This window comes from Bradyrhizobium sp. AZCC 1693 (assembly GCF_036924745.1).
In the GTDB taxonomy this organism is placed as follows: Bacteria; Pseudomonadota; Alphaproteobacteria; order Rhizobiales; family Xanthobacteraceae; genus Bradyrhizobium.
The window spans coordinates 6,507,954-6,522,124 of the sequence record NZ_JAZHSD010000001.1; the positions used below are offsets into that span (position 1 = coordinate 6,507,954).

A 14,171-nucleotide genomic window follows, 5' to 3' on the forward strand; every position below is an offset into this window, starting at 1 on the left:
TCGCCCCGCTTGCGGGGAGAGGTCGGAATTCGAGCGACGCTCGTATTCCGGGTGAGGGGGTACAGGTCTATCAATTAACGCAGCGCTCGTGGAGAGAGCCCCTCACCCCGACCCTCTCCCCGTAAGAACGGGGAGAGGGAGAAGGAGGCTCCTACGCGGACTCCCTTCGCGACGCCACAAACACCCCGGTTAGCACCAGCGCAAAGCCGATGAAGTGGAACGCCTGCGGGTGCTCGCCGAGAAAGGCGATCGACATGATGGTTCCGAACACCGGCACCACGTGGAAGAACGGCGCGGCGCGGTTGGCGCCGATCAGCTGCACGCCGCGATTGAAGCAGAGATAGGCGATCGTCGAGGGAAACACCGCGACATAGAACAGCGTCAGCAGATTGGCCGTATCGATCTGCATCGGCGGCCGCGCGAACAGCTCCCAGACGAACAGCGGGATCAGGCAGGCCGCGCCGGCGCCGAAGGTAAAGGCGACGAACGACAGGCCGTGGATATTTGGGCGTTTCAGCGACAGCACCGAATAGATCCCGAAGATCGCCAGCGCCACGATGAAGATCAGGTCGCCGATGTTGAAGTCGATGCCGGACAGTTTGGTGAGGTCGCCATGCATCAGGATGATCAGCACGCCGGCCATCGACAGCATAACGCCCGCGGCTTGCGCCAGCGTCAGCCGGACGCCCAGCAGCAGCAGTGACCACACCGCGACCACCAGCGGGCCTGCCGACTGCAACAACAGCGTGTTCAGCGCCTGGGTGTGCTCGAGCGCCCAGTATTGCAGCGTATTGAACGCGCCGATGCCGGTGATGGAGAGCAGGATCATGATACCAAGGCGGCTGCGGATCGCGGCCCAGTCGCGGACCAGATGCTTCCAGGCAAATGGCAGGATGATCAGGAATGCGAACGACCAGCGCAGGAACGAAAGCGTCACCGGCGCGATGTGGCCGGCCGCCAGCCTGCCTACGATGGCGTTGCCGGCCCAGCACAGCGCGGTGATGCTGAGCAGCAGATAAGGCTGGTTGGCGAGCCAGTTCCCGGATCGGGCGGATGAAGTCTGTTCGGATGCCGTCATTTTGGGATAAGGCCCGGTTCATGGCGCCGCGGCCCGCCCGGCGGATGTCGCCGGGCCGGAATCTGGCCCGGCCCCCGCCACAGACACGGATTTGCGGTGCTCATCAATGGCGCAGGACGCATCGCGACCATGCAGCCCGCCTTAATCTGTTCCTTGTCTGTTGTTTGGGGTTGCCAGCGGGCAGGCGAATATGCAATCAAAGGACGATTGATTCATGCGACCCAACCTTGGTTTGTTTTCCGGGCGCATGCAGTGGGTTATTCCGGGTTAATTTCAGTACAGGGCGTTCGTTCGATCGCTGGGACCACGGATTTGCAGGCGGCGCTGCGCAGCAGCTTCGTCTGTCCGTGAGGCGAATTTCTAGAGAGATGGGTCATTCCGTTGAGCAATCTGATCTCGGCCGAAGAAGCCGAAGCCGAAACACGTCTCCAGTTTGCAGTTCGCGCCAATTCGATTCTGGCGTTCATCGAATGCGATGAGGAGCAGCGCCCGAAACTGCGCAAGGCCATCATCGAGGCGATGCTATGGGCGCAGACGCAGCCCACGCTGACCAGCTAGCGGCTTGCCGAAGCAAACGCCAAGGCCGCTCACGCCACCAGTGCGCGCGCGATCGCGCCCGCCGCCTTCACGGCGTCTTGGGGAGCGAGTTCGACTTGCAAGCCGCGCTGGCCGCCATTGAGGAACACGCTTGCATGGCCGAGCGCGGCTTCCTCGATCGCGACCGGCACGCGCTTCTTCTGCCCGAACGGCGAGATGCCGCCGACATGGTAGCCGGTCAGCCGTTCGGCATCCGCCGGCCGCATCATCTTCGCCGCCTTGGCACCGAAGGCGCTCGCAAGCTTTTTCATGCTGACTTCACAGTCCGACGGCACCACGGCGCAGACCGGCTTGCCGTCGGCCTCGGCCATCAGCGTCTTGAGCACGCGCGCAGGCGCAACGCCGAGCGCTTCCGCCGCCTGCAGCCCGATGCTGGCCGCATCCGGGTCGTAGTCGTAGGCATGCAGGGTGAATTTCACGCCCAGCTTTTCCAGCGCCTGCGTTGCACGGGTGGTTTTCGACATGGCCTTTCCGTCATTGCCGGATGTTAATGGGGTCTCTCGCCCGGCGGTCAGGAATTTTACGGGGATATCAATGGGTTGGATCGGTTCTAAGACCCCCCTAAAACCGCCTTCTTGCTTGCCTAGAGCACCCGCTTCCTTTATCCGGTGGGGCTGCCTCGCACGCGAACGGCCCCGGCCGTGATTTTGGCTGGGCAACCTATAGCGTTTTCGAGCGAAGTGGAGACCGGTTCGCGTGAAGAAAACGCGTCAGAACTAAAGGGCGCATGATCCGGAAATGTAGAGACCGGTTTTCCGGAAAGGTCATGCTGGGACCATCAGATTTGCAGGGAACACTTTAGAAATGGCCAATGTTGTCGTCGTCGGCGCCCAATGGGGCGACGAGGGGAAGGGCAAGATCGTCGACTGGTTGTCGGAGCAGGCCGATATCGTCGTGCGCTTCCAGGGCGGCCACAATGCCGGCCATACGCTTGTCATCAATGGCGAGACCTACAAGCTGGCGCTGCTGCCCTCCGGCGTGCTGCGGCCCTCGAAGCTGGCCGTCATCGGCAATGGCGTGGTGTTCGATCCCCAGGCCTTCCTCGACGAGGTTGCAAAGCTGAAGGGCCAGGGCGTCGCCATCAGCCCGGACAACCTGCGCGTCGCCGAGAACGTCACGCTGATCCTGCCGCTGCACCGCGAGCTCGATGCGCTGCGCGAATCCTCCAACGCAGGCACTGCGATCGGCACCACCCGCCGCGGCATCGGCCCCGCCTATGAGGACAAGGTCGGCCGCCGCGCCATCCGCCTGATGGACTTAGCCGACCTCGACACGCTGCCGCACAAGATCGACCGTCTGCTGGCGCATCACAACGCGCTGCGCCGCGGGCTCAACCTCGAAGAATTCGACGGCAACGACATCCTCAAGGAACTCACGGCGCTGGCACCGAAGCTGTTGCCCTACGCCGAAACCGTCTGGCGGCTGCTCGACATCAAACGCCGCGAGGGCAAGCGCATTTTGTTCGAGGGCGCGCAAGGCGCGCTTCTGGATGTGGATCACGGCACCTATCCCTACGTCACCTCGTCCAACACGGTGGCGGCGCAGGCGGCGACCGGCACCGGCATGGGCCCCGGCGCGGTCGGCTATGTGCTCGGCATCTGCAAGGCCTATACGACCCGCGTGGGCCAGGGCCCGTTCCCGACCGAACTCAACAACGAGATCGGCGAGGAGATCGGCCGCCGCGGCAAGGAGTTCGGCGTCAACACCGGCCGCAAGCGCCGCTGCGGCTGGTTCGATGCCGTGTTGGTGCGCCAGACCGTCCGCACCTGCGGTATCACCGGGCTGGCACTTACGAAACTCGACATTCTCGACGGCTTCGACACCATCGAGGTCTGCACCGGCTACATGCTGGACGGCAAGGAAATCGACCATCTGCCGGCGGGCGAGGGCGCCCAGGCCCGGGTGGTGCCTGTTTATGAGACGATCGAAGGCTGGAAAGAGCCGACGGCCAACGCCCGTTCCTGGGCAGATCTGCCGGCCCAGGCGATCAAATATGTCCGCCGGGTCGAGGAACTCGTGGGTTGTCCGATTGCATTGCTTTCCACCAGCCCCGAACGCGAGGATACTATCCTGGTACAGAACCCGTTCGAGGCTTAACGGGGTGTTACGGCCGGGGCAGAAGTATTGAAGAGAAATGGCTGATTATTACCCGCTGATCGCACGCGCCATCGCCGGCCTGGACCCCAATGCTCCAGGCGAGAGCCGGCGTGCGCTCTATGAGCGGGCTCGCACCGCGCTGATCGCGCAATTGCGCAGCGTTCAACCGCCGCTTTCCGAATCCGAAATCACCCGCGAGCGGCTGTCGCTGGAAGAGGCTGTACGCAAGGTCGAATCGGAAGCCGCCCAGCGCGCGCGCGAGGCAAGCCGGCCCGGTGGCGGCGGCAGCGGTGCCGCGCGCGGCGGTGACGCTTTCCGCCGCGCCAATGCCCGACCGCAGGAATCCGCAGGCCCTCCAGGTGCGCCGCCCGGTGCGATGCGCCAGCGTCCGCCTTCTCAAGCCCCCTCGCGCGAGGCCCGTCCGCCGCTTGGCCAGGATGAACAGCGCCCGCCGCGCAATCTGCGCGCCGATGCGCCGCCACCCGGCGCGCCGCGCCCGCAGCCGCCGCAGATTCCGATGCAGGATGCCGGGCTCCCGCCGCCGCCCCCTCGCCCCCGCCGCGGCCCCGACAACGGCGCGCCGCCGCTGCCGCAGCCGCCCGGCATGCGCGGCTTCCGCGACATCGCCGCCGACGCCGACGATCTCGGCCGCGCCGCGGCGCAAGCCAACCGTGCCGCGCGAAAAACCTATGCCAACGTGCCGTCGCCCTCGCCGGAGTTCGACCGGCTCGAGCCGAGCATGGAAAACCGCGGCGCCGATCCCGATGCGCCCTATTCGTATGACGAATCGCTGGAGGAGGCCGACCGTTACGCGCCGCAGCCGTCGCAGCCGCAGCCGCCGTCGCGTGAGCGCTCGCGGCTCTCGCAGGATCGCGACCGCGAGCCGAAGAAGCGCGCCCGCGCCGCGGGGGTGTTTCCGTTCAAGAGCGCGATTGCGGTCGGCATCGTGCTCATTCTGGTCGGCGCCGGCATCCTGTGGGGCAAGTCGGTCGTCACGACCGTGAGCGGCCTGTTCAAGTCCTCGCCTGTGGTGGAAGCGCCGAAGGATCCGGCCGCGCCCCAATCGCGTCCAAAAATCCCCGATCGCGTCGGCCAGCCCTCGCCGAGCGAGAATGTGGCGCCGGTGGCGCAGCGCGTCGTGCTGTATGACGAGGACCCGTCCGATCCCAAGGGCAAGCAATATGTCGGCTCGGTGATCTGGCGCACCGAACCGATCAAGGCGAGCGGCAACCAGAAGCCCGATGTCGCCGTGCGCGCCGACATCGAAATTCCCGACCGCAAGTTCAAGATGACGATGTCGTTTCGCCGTAACACCGACTCGTCGCTGCCGGCGAGCCACACCGCGGAACTGACCTTCATCCTGCCGCAGGATTTCTCCGGCGGCGGCGTCGGCAACGTGCCGGGCATTTTGATGAAGTCCAACGAGCAGGCGCGCGGCACGCCGCTGGCAGGCCTTGCCGTGAAAGTCACCGACGGCTTCTTCCTGGTCGGCCTCTCCAACGTCGATTCCGACCGCGCCCGCAATTTGCAGCTCCTGAAGGAGCGTTCCTGGTTCGACGTGCCCTTGGTCTATGTCAACCAGCGCCGCGCCATCATCGCAATCGAAAAGGGCGGCCCCGGCGAACGCGCGTTCAATGACGCGTTCGCGATGTGGGGCGAGTAGCTGTGGGGCGAGCAGCTGGAGCGCCGCAGATGCGCGCTCAAGCCTGAGCTGATCTCTACTGAGCCAGGAAATCGATAGCTAATCGATCGCTGCGCGGATAGCGACCGAGTCCAACAAGACGGCCTCGGCATTGCACATTCATCCGGCTGAGGCCGTTTGCGTCCGTCTTCGAGCGCAGCGGCCTGTCACTCGGCTGCTGCGGCGGCTCGCTTCCGCGCGGCGTGTTCGCGCTCCATCACGGCACGGCAACCTGGACTGACATGCGCGCGGTTCCTGGCCATGCAGGCGGTGATTCTCTGGACATTGGGAACTTCATGGCCGCATAGCCGCATGGCGTCGCCGGTGCACATCTGCTGCGCCTCCGACGAGAAGGCGAGGCTCGGAGTTACGGAAAGCGCCGTCGCCGCAACGGCGATGGCGACGAGAAATGCTACTCTGCTTGTACGATGGAAAGTCATCGATGCGTTCCCCAAGGTTGCGCGCGGTGCTGGCCGCTGTTCACTGGGAGCGCTGCACGCGGTTTGCGCTGCCGCACGCGTCATCCATCACCCGGCGGTCACCCGGTGTGGTTGCTCGAATTCTGCCGATGTTCGAATCAAAAGTGCTGCGCCGCTCCGCCGCGAATTATGCGCTAATGCTGCGAAGCTGCAATGGCTCGCGTCAACACTTCCCTAACTGTTGCGTGCACGCCACGTCGATCGAAGCGAACAGACTGCGTCTCCGTCCTCGACCGCGATCGAACAGACCCGCTCGGGCGATCGCGTCTTCAATGGCATGTTTGCGGCGTGGGGAAGTAAAGCCTCCGTCCCGCCCCGTAACATCCTGCGCGGTCGCCACCGCACGCTCCGTGGTGCGGCTTCCGTGACCCCGCAATATCCCTGAGGCCTCCGGAAGCGGGGGTGGTCGGCCCGGTTGCCGCAGCCGGCCGGGTTCGCCTTCCGCGCTGCAAAACTCAGTATAATTGCGGAAAATCCCGGCACCGAAACAACCACCCGTTAGGGAAGCCTGAGTACGATAGGCGGCTATTGCTCGCACCCGCCTTATTGCTTTCGTTGGAGTGAAAAGGCTGCCGAAACCGGCCTTTCGAATGGCGCTCAAATGCTTGTTCATTCCGCTGCCGATGGATCCACGAAGACCCCGGCCATCCGCGCGATGGGGCGGCTGCTGGAAGCGTTCCGAACCGTGGGGTTGAAGGCGACCGGTGCGGAGGTGGGATAGCCATGCCTGCCGCTTCGTCGGATCTGCGCAAAGAATTGAACGGCGCCGAAGAGGATGGACCCGAGCACGATGCCCGGATTTTCGGGGAGGTGACCGACCTGTTCCTGTCCAATGTCGGCCGCCTCGGTGATTCCCAGATCGCCGCGGTCGATGGCGTCCTCGCCCACCTGATCGCGCGGGTGGAAGCAGCGACCGTGATCCAGCTCAGCGAGGCCCTCGCCGGCATCGACCGCGCCCCGCGACAGACGATCCGCCAGCTTGCGTTCCACGAACAGCCCCAGGTGGCCGCGCCGGTTCTGAGAAGCTCCAGCTGTTTGTCGGAAGCCGACCTTCTCGAAATCGTCAAAAGCCGCAGCCAGCAGCATCTGCTGGCGATCTGCGATCGAAAGACGCTTAACGAAGCGCTGACGGACGCGCTGATGAGATTTGGCGACGTCAATATCTCCAACGCGCTCGCCCGGAATACGGGGGCGCGTTTTTCCGAATGCGGCTACGCGACGCTGGTGGGGCGGGCGGAGCGTGACGAGGGGCTGGCGGAAAAGCTCGGCGTTCGCCTGGACATTCCCGGCAGCCTGCTGCGCGAGCTCATCGGCAAGGTTGCCGACGTGGTTCGCGCGCGCTTCTTGACGGCGCCGCGACCTGTCGTGCGGGGGAAAACCCAGGGTTCTGCGGCGGCCGCCGGACAGGGCGGCGCGGCCCGGAAGGCGATCGACTACACCCAGGCGCAAAGCGAGGTCGTTGCGCTCAATCGCACCGGCAAGCTGAATGATTCAATCGTCAACCGGTTCGCGGTGAGGGGCGAATACACCCACGTGGTCGCAGCCCTTGCCTTGAAGGCCGACGTCAAGGTCGAGGCGATCGAACCCCTGCTCGAACCCGACCGGGTGTATGGGCTGATCGTCGCCTGCAAGGCCGCCCGGCTGAGCTGGTCGACGACGACGATGATCGTGCGCAACCGGCCCAATTGCCCGCCATCCACCGACCGGGAACTCGAACAATGCGTGGCGGTGTTTGAGTCCTTGCTGCTGTCGGTGGCGCAATGGACCATTCGATTTGGGTCGGATCGGATTCTTGCAAAGAAGAACGAGCCTGCAGCGGCGCCGACGGCGGGCAAGAAGGTGAGCCAGCCTGCTTGACGTCGGGTTCGCAGACGCGCGAAGGTTGCATCGAAGGCCGTTGGAAAGCTCCCGGCCCCTTGACTCCATCCTGACTGGATTTGAAATTGCGTGCGACAGGGCTCTGATGAGAAGCCGGATCATGTCCGGTTACGGAAGTGCGCTGTTGGTCCGACGGTGAGTCTTCTTTCTCGATACATGTTTCTCGATACATGGCTCAACGCAGAGGTCGCCATGAAACGCTATCTGATCTTCGGCACTATCGGCCCGCTCGTCGGCGGGTTTTTGATGCTGTTCGCGACGACGGTGGCCTCGGGCTACTGGAAGGATACCAACTGGTCGGAGATCGGAAAATTCCTCGGCGCGTTCTTCAGGACGCTGCAGTACAGCTATCTGTTCGGTATCGTGCCGGCGCTGATGGTCGGCGCCATCGACGACATTCTCTATCACATCAAGCGGATTTCTCCCGTGGCGCGGACGCTGATCCTGGGCGCCATCGGCTTTGCCGCCGCCTCGTTGCTCTATGGCTCGCGCGGTCCGGATACCGGCGTGATGCAGTTTGTGCTCTACGGCATCGTCGGCATGGTGCCTGCGATGCTGTCGTCCTGGCTGACGCACAGATATGCTGAAACGCCGCAGGCGGCGCATTCGACGTAACGCTTCGATACGGAAATCGTAGGGTGGGCAAAGGCGCGTTAGCGACGTGCCCACCATCCATCGCACGCGAAATCGTGAAGCCGCGTTCAGTTCGTAGATCCGGATGAGCGAGTACGACGGTTGGAAATTGTTCGCGCGTCAACAAAAACGGCGGACCTTTCGGCCCGCCGTTCATGCGCATGTGATTGCAGTACGCTTACGTTACTGAAAGCCCCGAGCCCGCTCCAACCGCGGTTGAAGCTTGAACTATAGATTTTTTTCGCGGCCGATCTATCCGGGAAATGCCGGGGTCGGGGCGGCGGGCTGCCGACCGCGCCTCACGTCCCGTCGGCGCGGCAGCGGCGACATCGCCTTCGCATGCGGCTTCAACGATCTGTCCTGCTTCAACCGCTGCTTCCGCCGCCGCTTCGGCCTGACGCCGACGCGGGGGCGCCGATACGCAGTGATAATTTGACGCAACTTGTACCTCGCATTCGCGTTCCCATGTGATGACCATGTCAAACGACGATATCTACACACCGCCGCATTCACGTTCCGGGCCATCTTCCCGGACACGCGCGTCCGGGCGCGGCCCGGTCATCGACCAGGAGGGGCGCGAAATCCCCGAGCCGAACCTGCACACGCAGTTCGAAGGTTTCCGGTTCGATTTCGGCCATTCCGCCGCCAATCCGTTCGGCGATCTGACGCGCGAGCAGCGGCTGGCGCGGCTCGATGCCATCGCCAAACTGCTCGATGTCGCCTTCATCGTGCCCGGCACCAAAATCCGCTACGGCATCGACGGGCTGATCGGCCTGATCCCCGTGGTCGGCGACATCATCACGACGGCGATTTCGCTGTGGGTGGTGCGCGAGGCGCGGGCGCTCGGCGCGCCCTGGCACATTACGGCGCGGATGCTCGGCAATGTCGCGGTTGACGGCGTGGTCGGCCTGGTGCCGGTCGCGGGCGACGCCTTCGACGTCATGTTCCGCGCCAACGTCCGCAACGTGCGCATGCTCAAGCGCTGGCTCGACAAGCAGCCGCGCTGACGCATGACGCTGGAAAATATGTCGCCAAAAAACATGCCCTCGGAGATGTTCCGAGGGCAGTCCATTTATCGATGGCGGAATGTCAGGCCGCGTCGGCCTTGTCTTCGGCGCTGGCGGGCGCACGCGGACGGCGCGGCAGCGGGAAGGCTTCGCTTTCATAGAGCGAGCGGATGCCGCTCTGGTCGAAGCGTGCTTCCTCGACCTGCAGATAGGCGCCATTCAGCGAGTCCGCCGGCAGCTCCTCGATCGCGAAGCGAACTGCTTCGGCCGCGGTGCCAAAACGCCGATAGGCAAACCCGGCCCGCTTCTTCTTGCGGATCGCGGCGGGAAACAGTTCGGCGGCGGTGTTGTAGCTGAAGGGACGCATGGACGGTGACCTCAATCTTTTTCGGCTCTTGCGTGTGAGCAATGGGGATTGGATGACGGTGGGCCACTATGGCGGGGCCGCGCCGTGCACGTCATTTCGGTCCCTAATATAAGCTTCTTTGACAAAAATGCGACCCCTGAGGCTCGACATCGGGGGTGATGATGAATCCGCGCATGGCTGCGGGGAACACAAATTTAATCAAGTTTTTTCAATGACTTAAGTGGCTCAAATCTTGCCGAGCAGCATCAGGATCAGCAGCACGACCAAAATCACCCCAATCAGCCCCATGCCGGAATGGCCACGGCCGTAGCCATAGCCCCTGATGCGGCCGGAGAAGCCGCCCAGGAGGAGGATGACCAGGATGATGAGGAGTACCGTGCCAAGCGTCATAACGCGCTCCCCCGAGGGCGGTGCGGGGCCACGAAAACGCTCCCGCGGCCCGGATCAAAGCATATTCCGGGCTGCGAGTCCTTGGTCGATCCACCGAAAGGGGTGGGCGCAGATGGGCGTGTCGTCATTCCGGGGCGATGCGCAACATCGAACTCTGGTGCGCAATTGCGCACCTAAGAATCTCGAGATTCCCAGGTGCGCAATTGCGCACCATAGCTCGCATCTTCGATGCGCCCCGAAATGACGACTGCGTCGTCATTTCTTCGTCTCGTCGATCGGCAGCACCTTCAGCGGCGTCGCATAGGGTTCGACGCGAAGGCTGTCGCTGGCGATCAGGCCGATCTTGTGCAGCGGCGCCTGCTCGAGATCGCCGCCGGCCGACTTGTGCACCGCGTATCGCCACACGCTCATCGAGCCCTTGGCGACCAGCATCTTGGCAATGCCGCCGGCGTTCTGGCCTTCGATCTGGGCAAGATCGCCCTCGCTGATCCCGATCACGATCTCGTCCCTGGCGGTGATGATTTTGAACAGGGAGACCTTGTCGGCGGCAAAGGCAGGCTGGATCACGACGCTCTCCATAATGAGGGCGGCAAGCCCTGGACCGCACAGCAGACGTTTGGAAATGTGCATTTCGAAATTTTCCTTGAGTTTGCGCGCCGGGCAAGCCGGGAAGAAGCGTCCCACCAAACAGAAACCCCGCGCGACCAGCTCTTGGTCGCGCGGGGCGTGGAACAAGTTCGACCGTTGTCGAAACTATTTCGGCTGCAGCTTCAGGGCCGCCGAGTTGATGCAGTAGCGCAGGCCGGTCGGGCCGGGGCCATCGGGGAAGACGTGGCCGAGATGGCCGTTGCATTTCGAGCACAAGACTTCAGTGCGGATCATGCCGTGGCTGACATCGCGCTCCTCGTCGACATGGCTGTCCACGGCGGGCGCGGTGAAGCTCGGCCAGCCGCAGCCGGAGTCGAACTTGGCATCGGATTCGAACAGCGTCTGGCCACAGCCGGCGCAGGTATAGGTGCCCTTGCGGTGCTCGTGCTCATATTCGCCGGAGAATGGCCGCTCGGTCGCCTTCTCGCGCAGCACGGCGTACTGCATCGGCGATAATTCCTTGCGCCACTCGGCCTCGCTCTTGACGACCTTGCCGGATGTTTTGGTGTCGGACATTCAGCCTCCTTCGGTTAGATCGTCATTGCGAGCGAAGCGAAGCAATCCATACCTCTGCACGGGAAAGATGGATTGTTTCGTCGCTTCGCTCCTCGCAATGACGAATATCAGTTGGTAGCCTTCGCGTTGCTCACCAGCGTCGGCTTCTCGATGTAGTTCTCCGTGAAGATCTTCTTCAGGTTCTCGACCTTCGGGATGTCGTTGAAGGCAATATAGGGCTGGTTCGGGTGCAGCGTCAGGTAGTCCTGGTGATAGTCCTCCGCCGCATAGAACGCCTGCAGCGGGCCGACCTTGGTCACGATCGGCTTCTTGTAGACCTTGGCGGCGTTGAGCTGGGCGATATAGGCCTCGGCCACCTTCTTCTGCTCGTCATTGGCGGTGAAGATCGCCGAACGATATTGCGTGCCGGTGTCCGGGCCCTGGCGGTTCAATTGCGTCGGGTCGTGCACGACGGAGAAGAAGATCTGCAGGATCTTGCCGTAGCTGATCTTCTTCGGATCGTACTTGATCTCGACCGCCTCGGCGTGGCCGGTCGTGCCGGTGCCGATCATGGTGTAGTTCGCGGTCATCTTGCTGCCGCCGGAATAGCCGGACACCGCGTTGAGCACGCCGGCGGTGTGCTGGTACACGCCCTGAACGCCCCAGAAGCAGCCGCCCGCGATCACGGCGGTCTGGATGCCGTCGGCGGCCTGAACGTCGAGGGCGGGCGGGGGAATGATGACGGCTTCCTCGGAGGCGCGCGAGGGGCTGATGGTAACCGCGGCGATGGCCAGCGCGCCGATGGCGGCAGCGCACAGCGACAGGCGGCTGAGATGGCGAGGGGACATGGTTTCCTCTTTCGGCAATGGTTGGGGGCAGTCTAGAGCGGGATCGGCGTTTCGCAATCGGCTCAATTCTCTCCGATGCCCAAGATACGGCGCGGCTTGCGGATTGTTACGGCGTGCGCCACACGAGTTCGTGAATAAGGCCATCTGCCCAAGCATTTAGAGGGGATGCTTGACCGGTGTGGGCCTCCCTTTCCACAATGAACCGCCGGTCGCGCGCCGCGACCAAAATCCATGTGCCGGAGCGTTCTGCCGATGTTGCGGGCCTTGTTGCTGGGTCTCGTCATGCTTGTTGCCGCCAGCCCCGCGCGGGCCGCCGGCGATGTCGAAACCTGCCGGAATGCCACGGCGGAACCCACAGCACGCCTCGCGGCCTGCGAGAGCGTGATCGCCGACGACAAGATCACCGGCCCCTCCCGGGCCGCCGCCTTCTGGTTTCGCGGCGACAGCCTGATGAAGAAGCGCGACTACGATGGCGCAATCGCGGCCTTCACCGCTTCCCACGAGATCGCGCCCCAGAATATCAACGTCATCAATGCGCGCGGCATCGCCTACAGTTACAAGGGCGACGACGAGCGTGCGCTCGCCGACTACGATCTGTGCCTGCAACTGCGTCCGACTTACGGCAGTGCCTATAATAACCGCGGCCTGATCTTCATGCGCAGGGGCGAGCTGCAGCGCGCGCTCGATGAATTCAACCTGGCGGTCAAACACGTCTTCAACGATCAGAGCCGCTTTCTCCACCACTACAACCGGGCCCGCGTCGAGGGCTTGCTCAAGCTGTACGACGCCTCGCTCGCCGATTACGCCGAAGCGCAGAAGGTCAATCCCGATGGCCCGCAGGTTCCGGCCTACCGGTGCATTACCTACACCAGCATGGGCAAGTTCGATGAAGCGCTCGCCGACTGCAACGCGGCGTTGGCGAAGGCGCCGAACCAGATCTACACGCTGACAAGCCGCGCCAACGCCTATCTCGGCAAGGGCAATCTCGACGCCGCACTCGACAATTACAACCAGGTGCTCAAGACCAATCCGAACTACGTCCGCGCCTATGTCGGCCGCGGGCAGCTTTACGAGAAGCGCCGCAACCCTGCCGCCGCACGTGCCGACTATCGATCGGCGGCCAACGCCGTGGCGGCGCGGCGCGAGGACATCGACACCACGCTCGCGCGCCGTGTCGCCAAGGAGCGGCTGGAAGCGCTGCTGGGCACGGCGGCGCCTGCTCCGGCGGGCAAGACCACGCCATCAGCGCCGGCGGGGCCGCGCAAGGTCGCGCTGATCGTCGGCAATGGCGCCTACAGGAATGTTGCCCCGCTGGATAATCCGCCGCGCGACGCCAAACTGCTAGCGTCGACCTTTCGCGAGCTCGGCTTTGCCACGGTCACGCTGGCGCCCGATCTCTCCCGGGACAAATTCTTCGCCACCCTGCACGAATTCGGCATGGAGGCCGAAAAGGCGGACTGGGCTGTCGTCTATTATGCCGGTCACGGCATGGAAATCGGCGGCGTGAATTATCTGATTCCGGTCGATGCCAGGCTGAAGGCCGACAGTGACGCGGAGACGCAGGCGGTGGCGCTGGAGCAGGTGATCGCATCCGTGGCGGGCGCACGGAAACTGCGGCTGGTGATGCTCGACGCCTGCCGCGACAATCCCTTTGAAAAGACCATGCAGCGGACGATTGCGCTGAAGCTCGTCAACCGCGGCTTCTCCAACATCGAGCCGGAAGCCGGCTTCATGGTGGTCTATGCCGCCAAGCACGGCGAGACCGCGCTCGACGGTGATTCCCTCAACAGCCCGTTCGCCACGGTGCTCGCGCGCGTCATCAAGGAACCGAGGATCGAAGTGCGAAAGCTGTTCGATATCGTCCGCGACGATGTCTGGAAGGCCACCAACCGCACGCAGCAGCCGTTCACCTACGGCTCATTGCCCGGCCGCGAGGATTTTTATTTCGTGGCGGGGAAGTGACGCGCCAGCGT

General features: G+C 63.7%; 16 protein-coding genes and 1 pseudogene. 9 read left to right on the top strand and 8 right to left on the bottom strand.

What is annotated here, in order from left to right; translation table 11 throughout:
* Positions 1-151 precede the first annotated feature (151 nt).
* Positions 152-1,078 carry a DMT family transporter gene (locus V1293_RS30965; protein ID WP_334514911.1) on the bottom strand — a complete coding sequence of 309 codons (927 nt, stop codon included), beginning with the start codon at positions 1,076-1,078 and terminating at the stop codon, positions 152-154.
* A 96-nt stretch (positions 1,079-1,174) separates the two neighbouring features.
* Here V1293_RS30965 and V1293_RS30970 point away from each other — a divergent pair, with 96 nt between their 5' ends.
* Positions 1,175-1,429, top strand: a complete 255-nt coding sequence (locus V1293_RS30970; protein WP_334514912.1) for a hypothetical protein — start codon at positions 1,175-1,177, stop codon at positions 1,427-1,429.
* A gap of 30 nt (positions 1,430-1,459) precedes the next feature.
* Complete coding sequence (locus V1293_RS30975) at positions 1,460-1,636, top strand: hypothetical protein (protein WP_334514913.1); 177 nt, start codon at positions 1,460-1,462, stop codon at positions 1,634-1,636.
* 29 nt (positions 1,637-1,665) lie between these two features.
* Here the strand turns inward: V1293_RS30975 and ybaK are convergent, their stop codons facing one another.
* Entirely contained in the window at positions 1,666-2,139 is a 474-nt protein-coding gene (gene ybaK / locus V1293_RS30980; RefSeq protein ID WP_334514914.1) for a Cys-tRNA(Pro) deacylase, read from the bottom strand.
* A 340-nt stretch (positions 2,140-2,479) separates the two neighbouring features.
* Here ybaK and V1293_RS30985 point away from each other — a divergent pair, with 340 nt between their 5' ends.
* Both V1293_RS30985 and V1293_RS30990 read left to right on the top strand, forming a co-directional pair.
* Entirely contained in the window at positions 2,480-3,772 is a 1,293-nt protein-coding gene (locus V1293_RS30985; RefSeq protein WP_334514916.1) for an adenylosuccinate synthase, read from the top strand.
* Between the two features lie 37 nt (positions 3,773-3,809).
* The gene (locus V1293_RS30990) at positions 3,810-5,435 is read left to right on the top strand and encodes a hypothetical protein (RefSeq protein ID WP_334514917.1); all 1,626 of its coding nucleotides are present in this window, start codon (positions 3,810-3,812) and stop codon (positions 5,433-5,435) included.
* A 185-nt stretch (positions 5,436-5,620) separates the two neighbouring features.
* Here V1293_RS30990 and V1293_RS30995 read toward each other — a convergent pair whose 3' ends face one another.
* Entirely contained in the window at positions 5,621-5,893 is a 273-nt protein-coding gene (locus V1293_RS30995; protein WP_334514919.1) for a hypothetical protein, read from the bottom strand.
* A 762-nt stretch (positions 5,894-6,655) separates the two neighbouring features.
* Here V1293_RS30995 and V1293_RS31000 point away from each other — a divergent pair.
* The 4 genes and pseudogenes from V1293_RS31000 to V1293_RS31015 all read left to right on the top strand — a co-directional run bounded on the left by V1293_RS31000 (position 6,656) and on the right by V1293_RS31015 (position 9,450).
* The gene (locus V1293_RS31000; RefSeq protein ID WP_334514920.1) at positions 6,656-7,789 is read left to right on the top strand and encodes a DUF2336 domain-containing protein; all 1,134 of its coding nucleotides are present in this window, start codon (positions 6,656-6,658) and stop codon (positions 7,787-7,789) included.
* 213 nt (positions 7,790-8,002) lie between these two features.
* The gene (locus V1293_RS31005; protein WP_334514922.1) at positions 8,003-8,425 is read left to right on the top strand and encodes a DUF5413 family protein; all 423 of its coding nucleotides are present in this window, start codon (positions 8,003-8,005) and stop codon (positions 8,423-8,425) included.
* A 331-nt stretch (positions 8,426-8,756) separates the two neighbouring features.
* Positions 8,757-8,879 (top strand): annotated as a pseudogene (locus V1293_RS31010) (helix-turn-helix domain-containing protein); the annotation flags it as partial.
* 34 nt (positions 8,880-8,913) lie between these two features.
* Complete coding sequence (locus V1293_RS31015; RefSeq protein WP_334514924.1) at positions 8,914-9,450, top strand: DUF4112 domain-containing protein; 537 nt, start codon at positions 8,914-8,916, stop codon at positions 9,448-9,450.
* An 82-nt stretch (positions 9,451-9,532) separates the two neighbouring features.
* Here V1293_RS31015 and V1293_RS31020 read toward each other — a convergent pair whose 3' ends face one another.
* The 5 genes from V1293_RS31020 to msrA all read right to left on the bottom strand — a co-directional run bounded on the left by V1293_RS31020 (position 9,533) and on the right by msrA (position 12,198).
* The gene (locus V1293_RS31020; protein WP_212417802.1) at positions 9,533-9,817 is read right to left on the bottom strand and encodes a hypothetical protein; all 285 of its coding nucleotides are present in this window, start codon (positions 9,815-9,817) and stop codon (positions 9,533-9,535) included.
* Between the two features lie 225 nt (positions 9,818-10,042).
* Complete coding sequence (locus V1293_RS31025; RefSeq protein ID WP_334514926.1) at positions 10,043-10,207, bottom strand: DUF3309 family protein; 165 nt, start codon at positions 10,205-10,207, stop codon at positions 10,043-10,045.
* A gap of 255 nt (positions 10,208-10,462) precedes the next feature.
* Positions 10,463-10,837 carry a hypothetical protein gene (locus tag V1293_RS31030; RefSeq protein ID WP_334514927.1) on the bottom strand — a complete coding sequence of 125 codons (375 nt, stop codon included), beginning with the start codon at positions 10,835-10,837 and terminating at the stop codon, positions 10,463-10,465.
* Positions 10,838-10,960: 123 nt separating this feature from the next.
* Positions 10,961-11,371: a peptide-methionine (R)-S-oxide reductase MsrB gene (gene msrB / locus V1293_RS31035; protein WP_247780755.1), complete on the bottom strand. Its 411-nt coding sequence runs from the start codon at positions 11,369-11,371 to the stop codon at positions 10,961-10,963.
* A gap of 107 nt (positions 11,372-11,478) precedes the next feature.
* Positions 11,479-12,198: a peptide-methionine (S)-S-oxide reductase MsrA gene (msrA, locus tag V1293_RS31040; RefSeq protein WP_334514928.1), complete on the bottom strand. Its 720-nt coding sequence runs from the start codon at positions 12,196-12,198 to the stop codon at positions 11,479-11,481.
* 252 nt (positions 12,199-12,450) lie between these two features.
* Here msrA and V1293_RS31045 point away from each other — a divergent pair, with 252 nt between their 5' ends.
* Positions 12,451-14,160, top strand: a complete 1,710-nt coding sequence (locus tag V1293_RS31045) for a caspase family protein (RefSeq protein WP_334514930.1) — start codon at positions 12,451-12,453, stop codon at positions 14,158-14,160.
* Positions 14,161-14,171: the final 11 nt, after the last annotated feature.

Bases quoted from the DNA above. Each gene is read 5' to 3' on its own strand.
- V1293_RS30990 (WP_334514917.1), top strand. From the start codon at position 3,810: ATGGCTGATTATTACCCGCTGATCGCACGCGCCATCGCCGGCCTGGAC.
- V1293_RS31005 (WP_334514922.1), top strand. From the start codon at position 8,003: ATGAAACGCTATCTGATCTTCGGCACTATCGGCCCGCTCGTCGGCGGG.
- V1293_RS31000 (WP_334514920.1), top strand. From the start codon at position 6,656: ATGCCTGCCGCTTCGTCGGATCTGCGCAAAGAATTGAACGGCGCCGAA.
- msrB (WP_247780755.1), bottom strand. From the start codon at position 11,371: ATGTCCGACACCAAAACATCCGGCAAGGTCGTCAAGAGCGAGGCCGAG.
- V1293_RS30985 (WP_334514916.1), top strand. From the start codon at position 2,480: ATGGCCAATGTTGTCGTCGTCGGCGCCCAATGGGGCGACGAGGGGAAG.
- V1293_RS30995 (WP_334514919.1), bottom strand. From the start codon at position 5,893: ATGACTTTCCATCGTACAAGCAGAGTAGCATTTCTCGTCGCCATCGCC.
- V1293_RS31045 (WP_334514930.1), top strand. From the start codon at position 12,451: ATGTTGCGGGCCTTGTTGCTGGGTCTCGTCATGCTTGTTGCCGCCAGC.
- V1293_RS31025 (WP_334514926.1), bottom strand. From the start codon at position 10,207: ATGACGCTTGGCACGGTACTCCTCATCATCCTGGTCATCCTCCTCCTG.
- V1293_RS31020 (WP_212417802.1), bottom strand. From the start codon at position 9,817: ATGCGTCCCTTCAGCTACAACACCGCCGCCGAACTGTTTCCCGCCGCG.
- msrA (WP_334514928.1), bottom strand. From the start codon at position 12,198: ATGTCCCCTCGCCATCTCAGCCGCCTGTCGCTGTGCGCTGCCGCCATC.
- ybaK (WP_334514914.1), bottom strand. From the start codon at position 2,139: ATGTCGAAAACCACCCGTGCAACGCAGGCGCTGGAAAAGCTGGGCGTG.
- V1293_RS31030 (WP_334514927.1), bottom strand. From the start codon at position 10,837: ATGCACATTTCCAAACGTCTGCTGTGCGGTCCAGGGCTTGCCGCCCTC.
- V1293_RS31015 (WP_334514924.1), top strand. From the start codon at position 8,914: ATGACCATGTCAAACGACGATATCTACACACCGCCGCATTCACGTTCC.
- V1293_RS30965 (WP_334514911.1), bottom strand. From the start codon at position 1,078: ATGACGGCATCCGAACAGACTTCATCCGCCCGATCCGGGAACTGGCTC.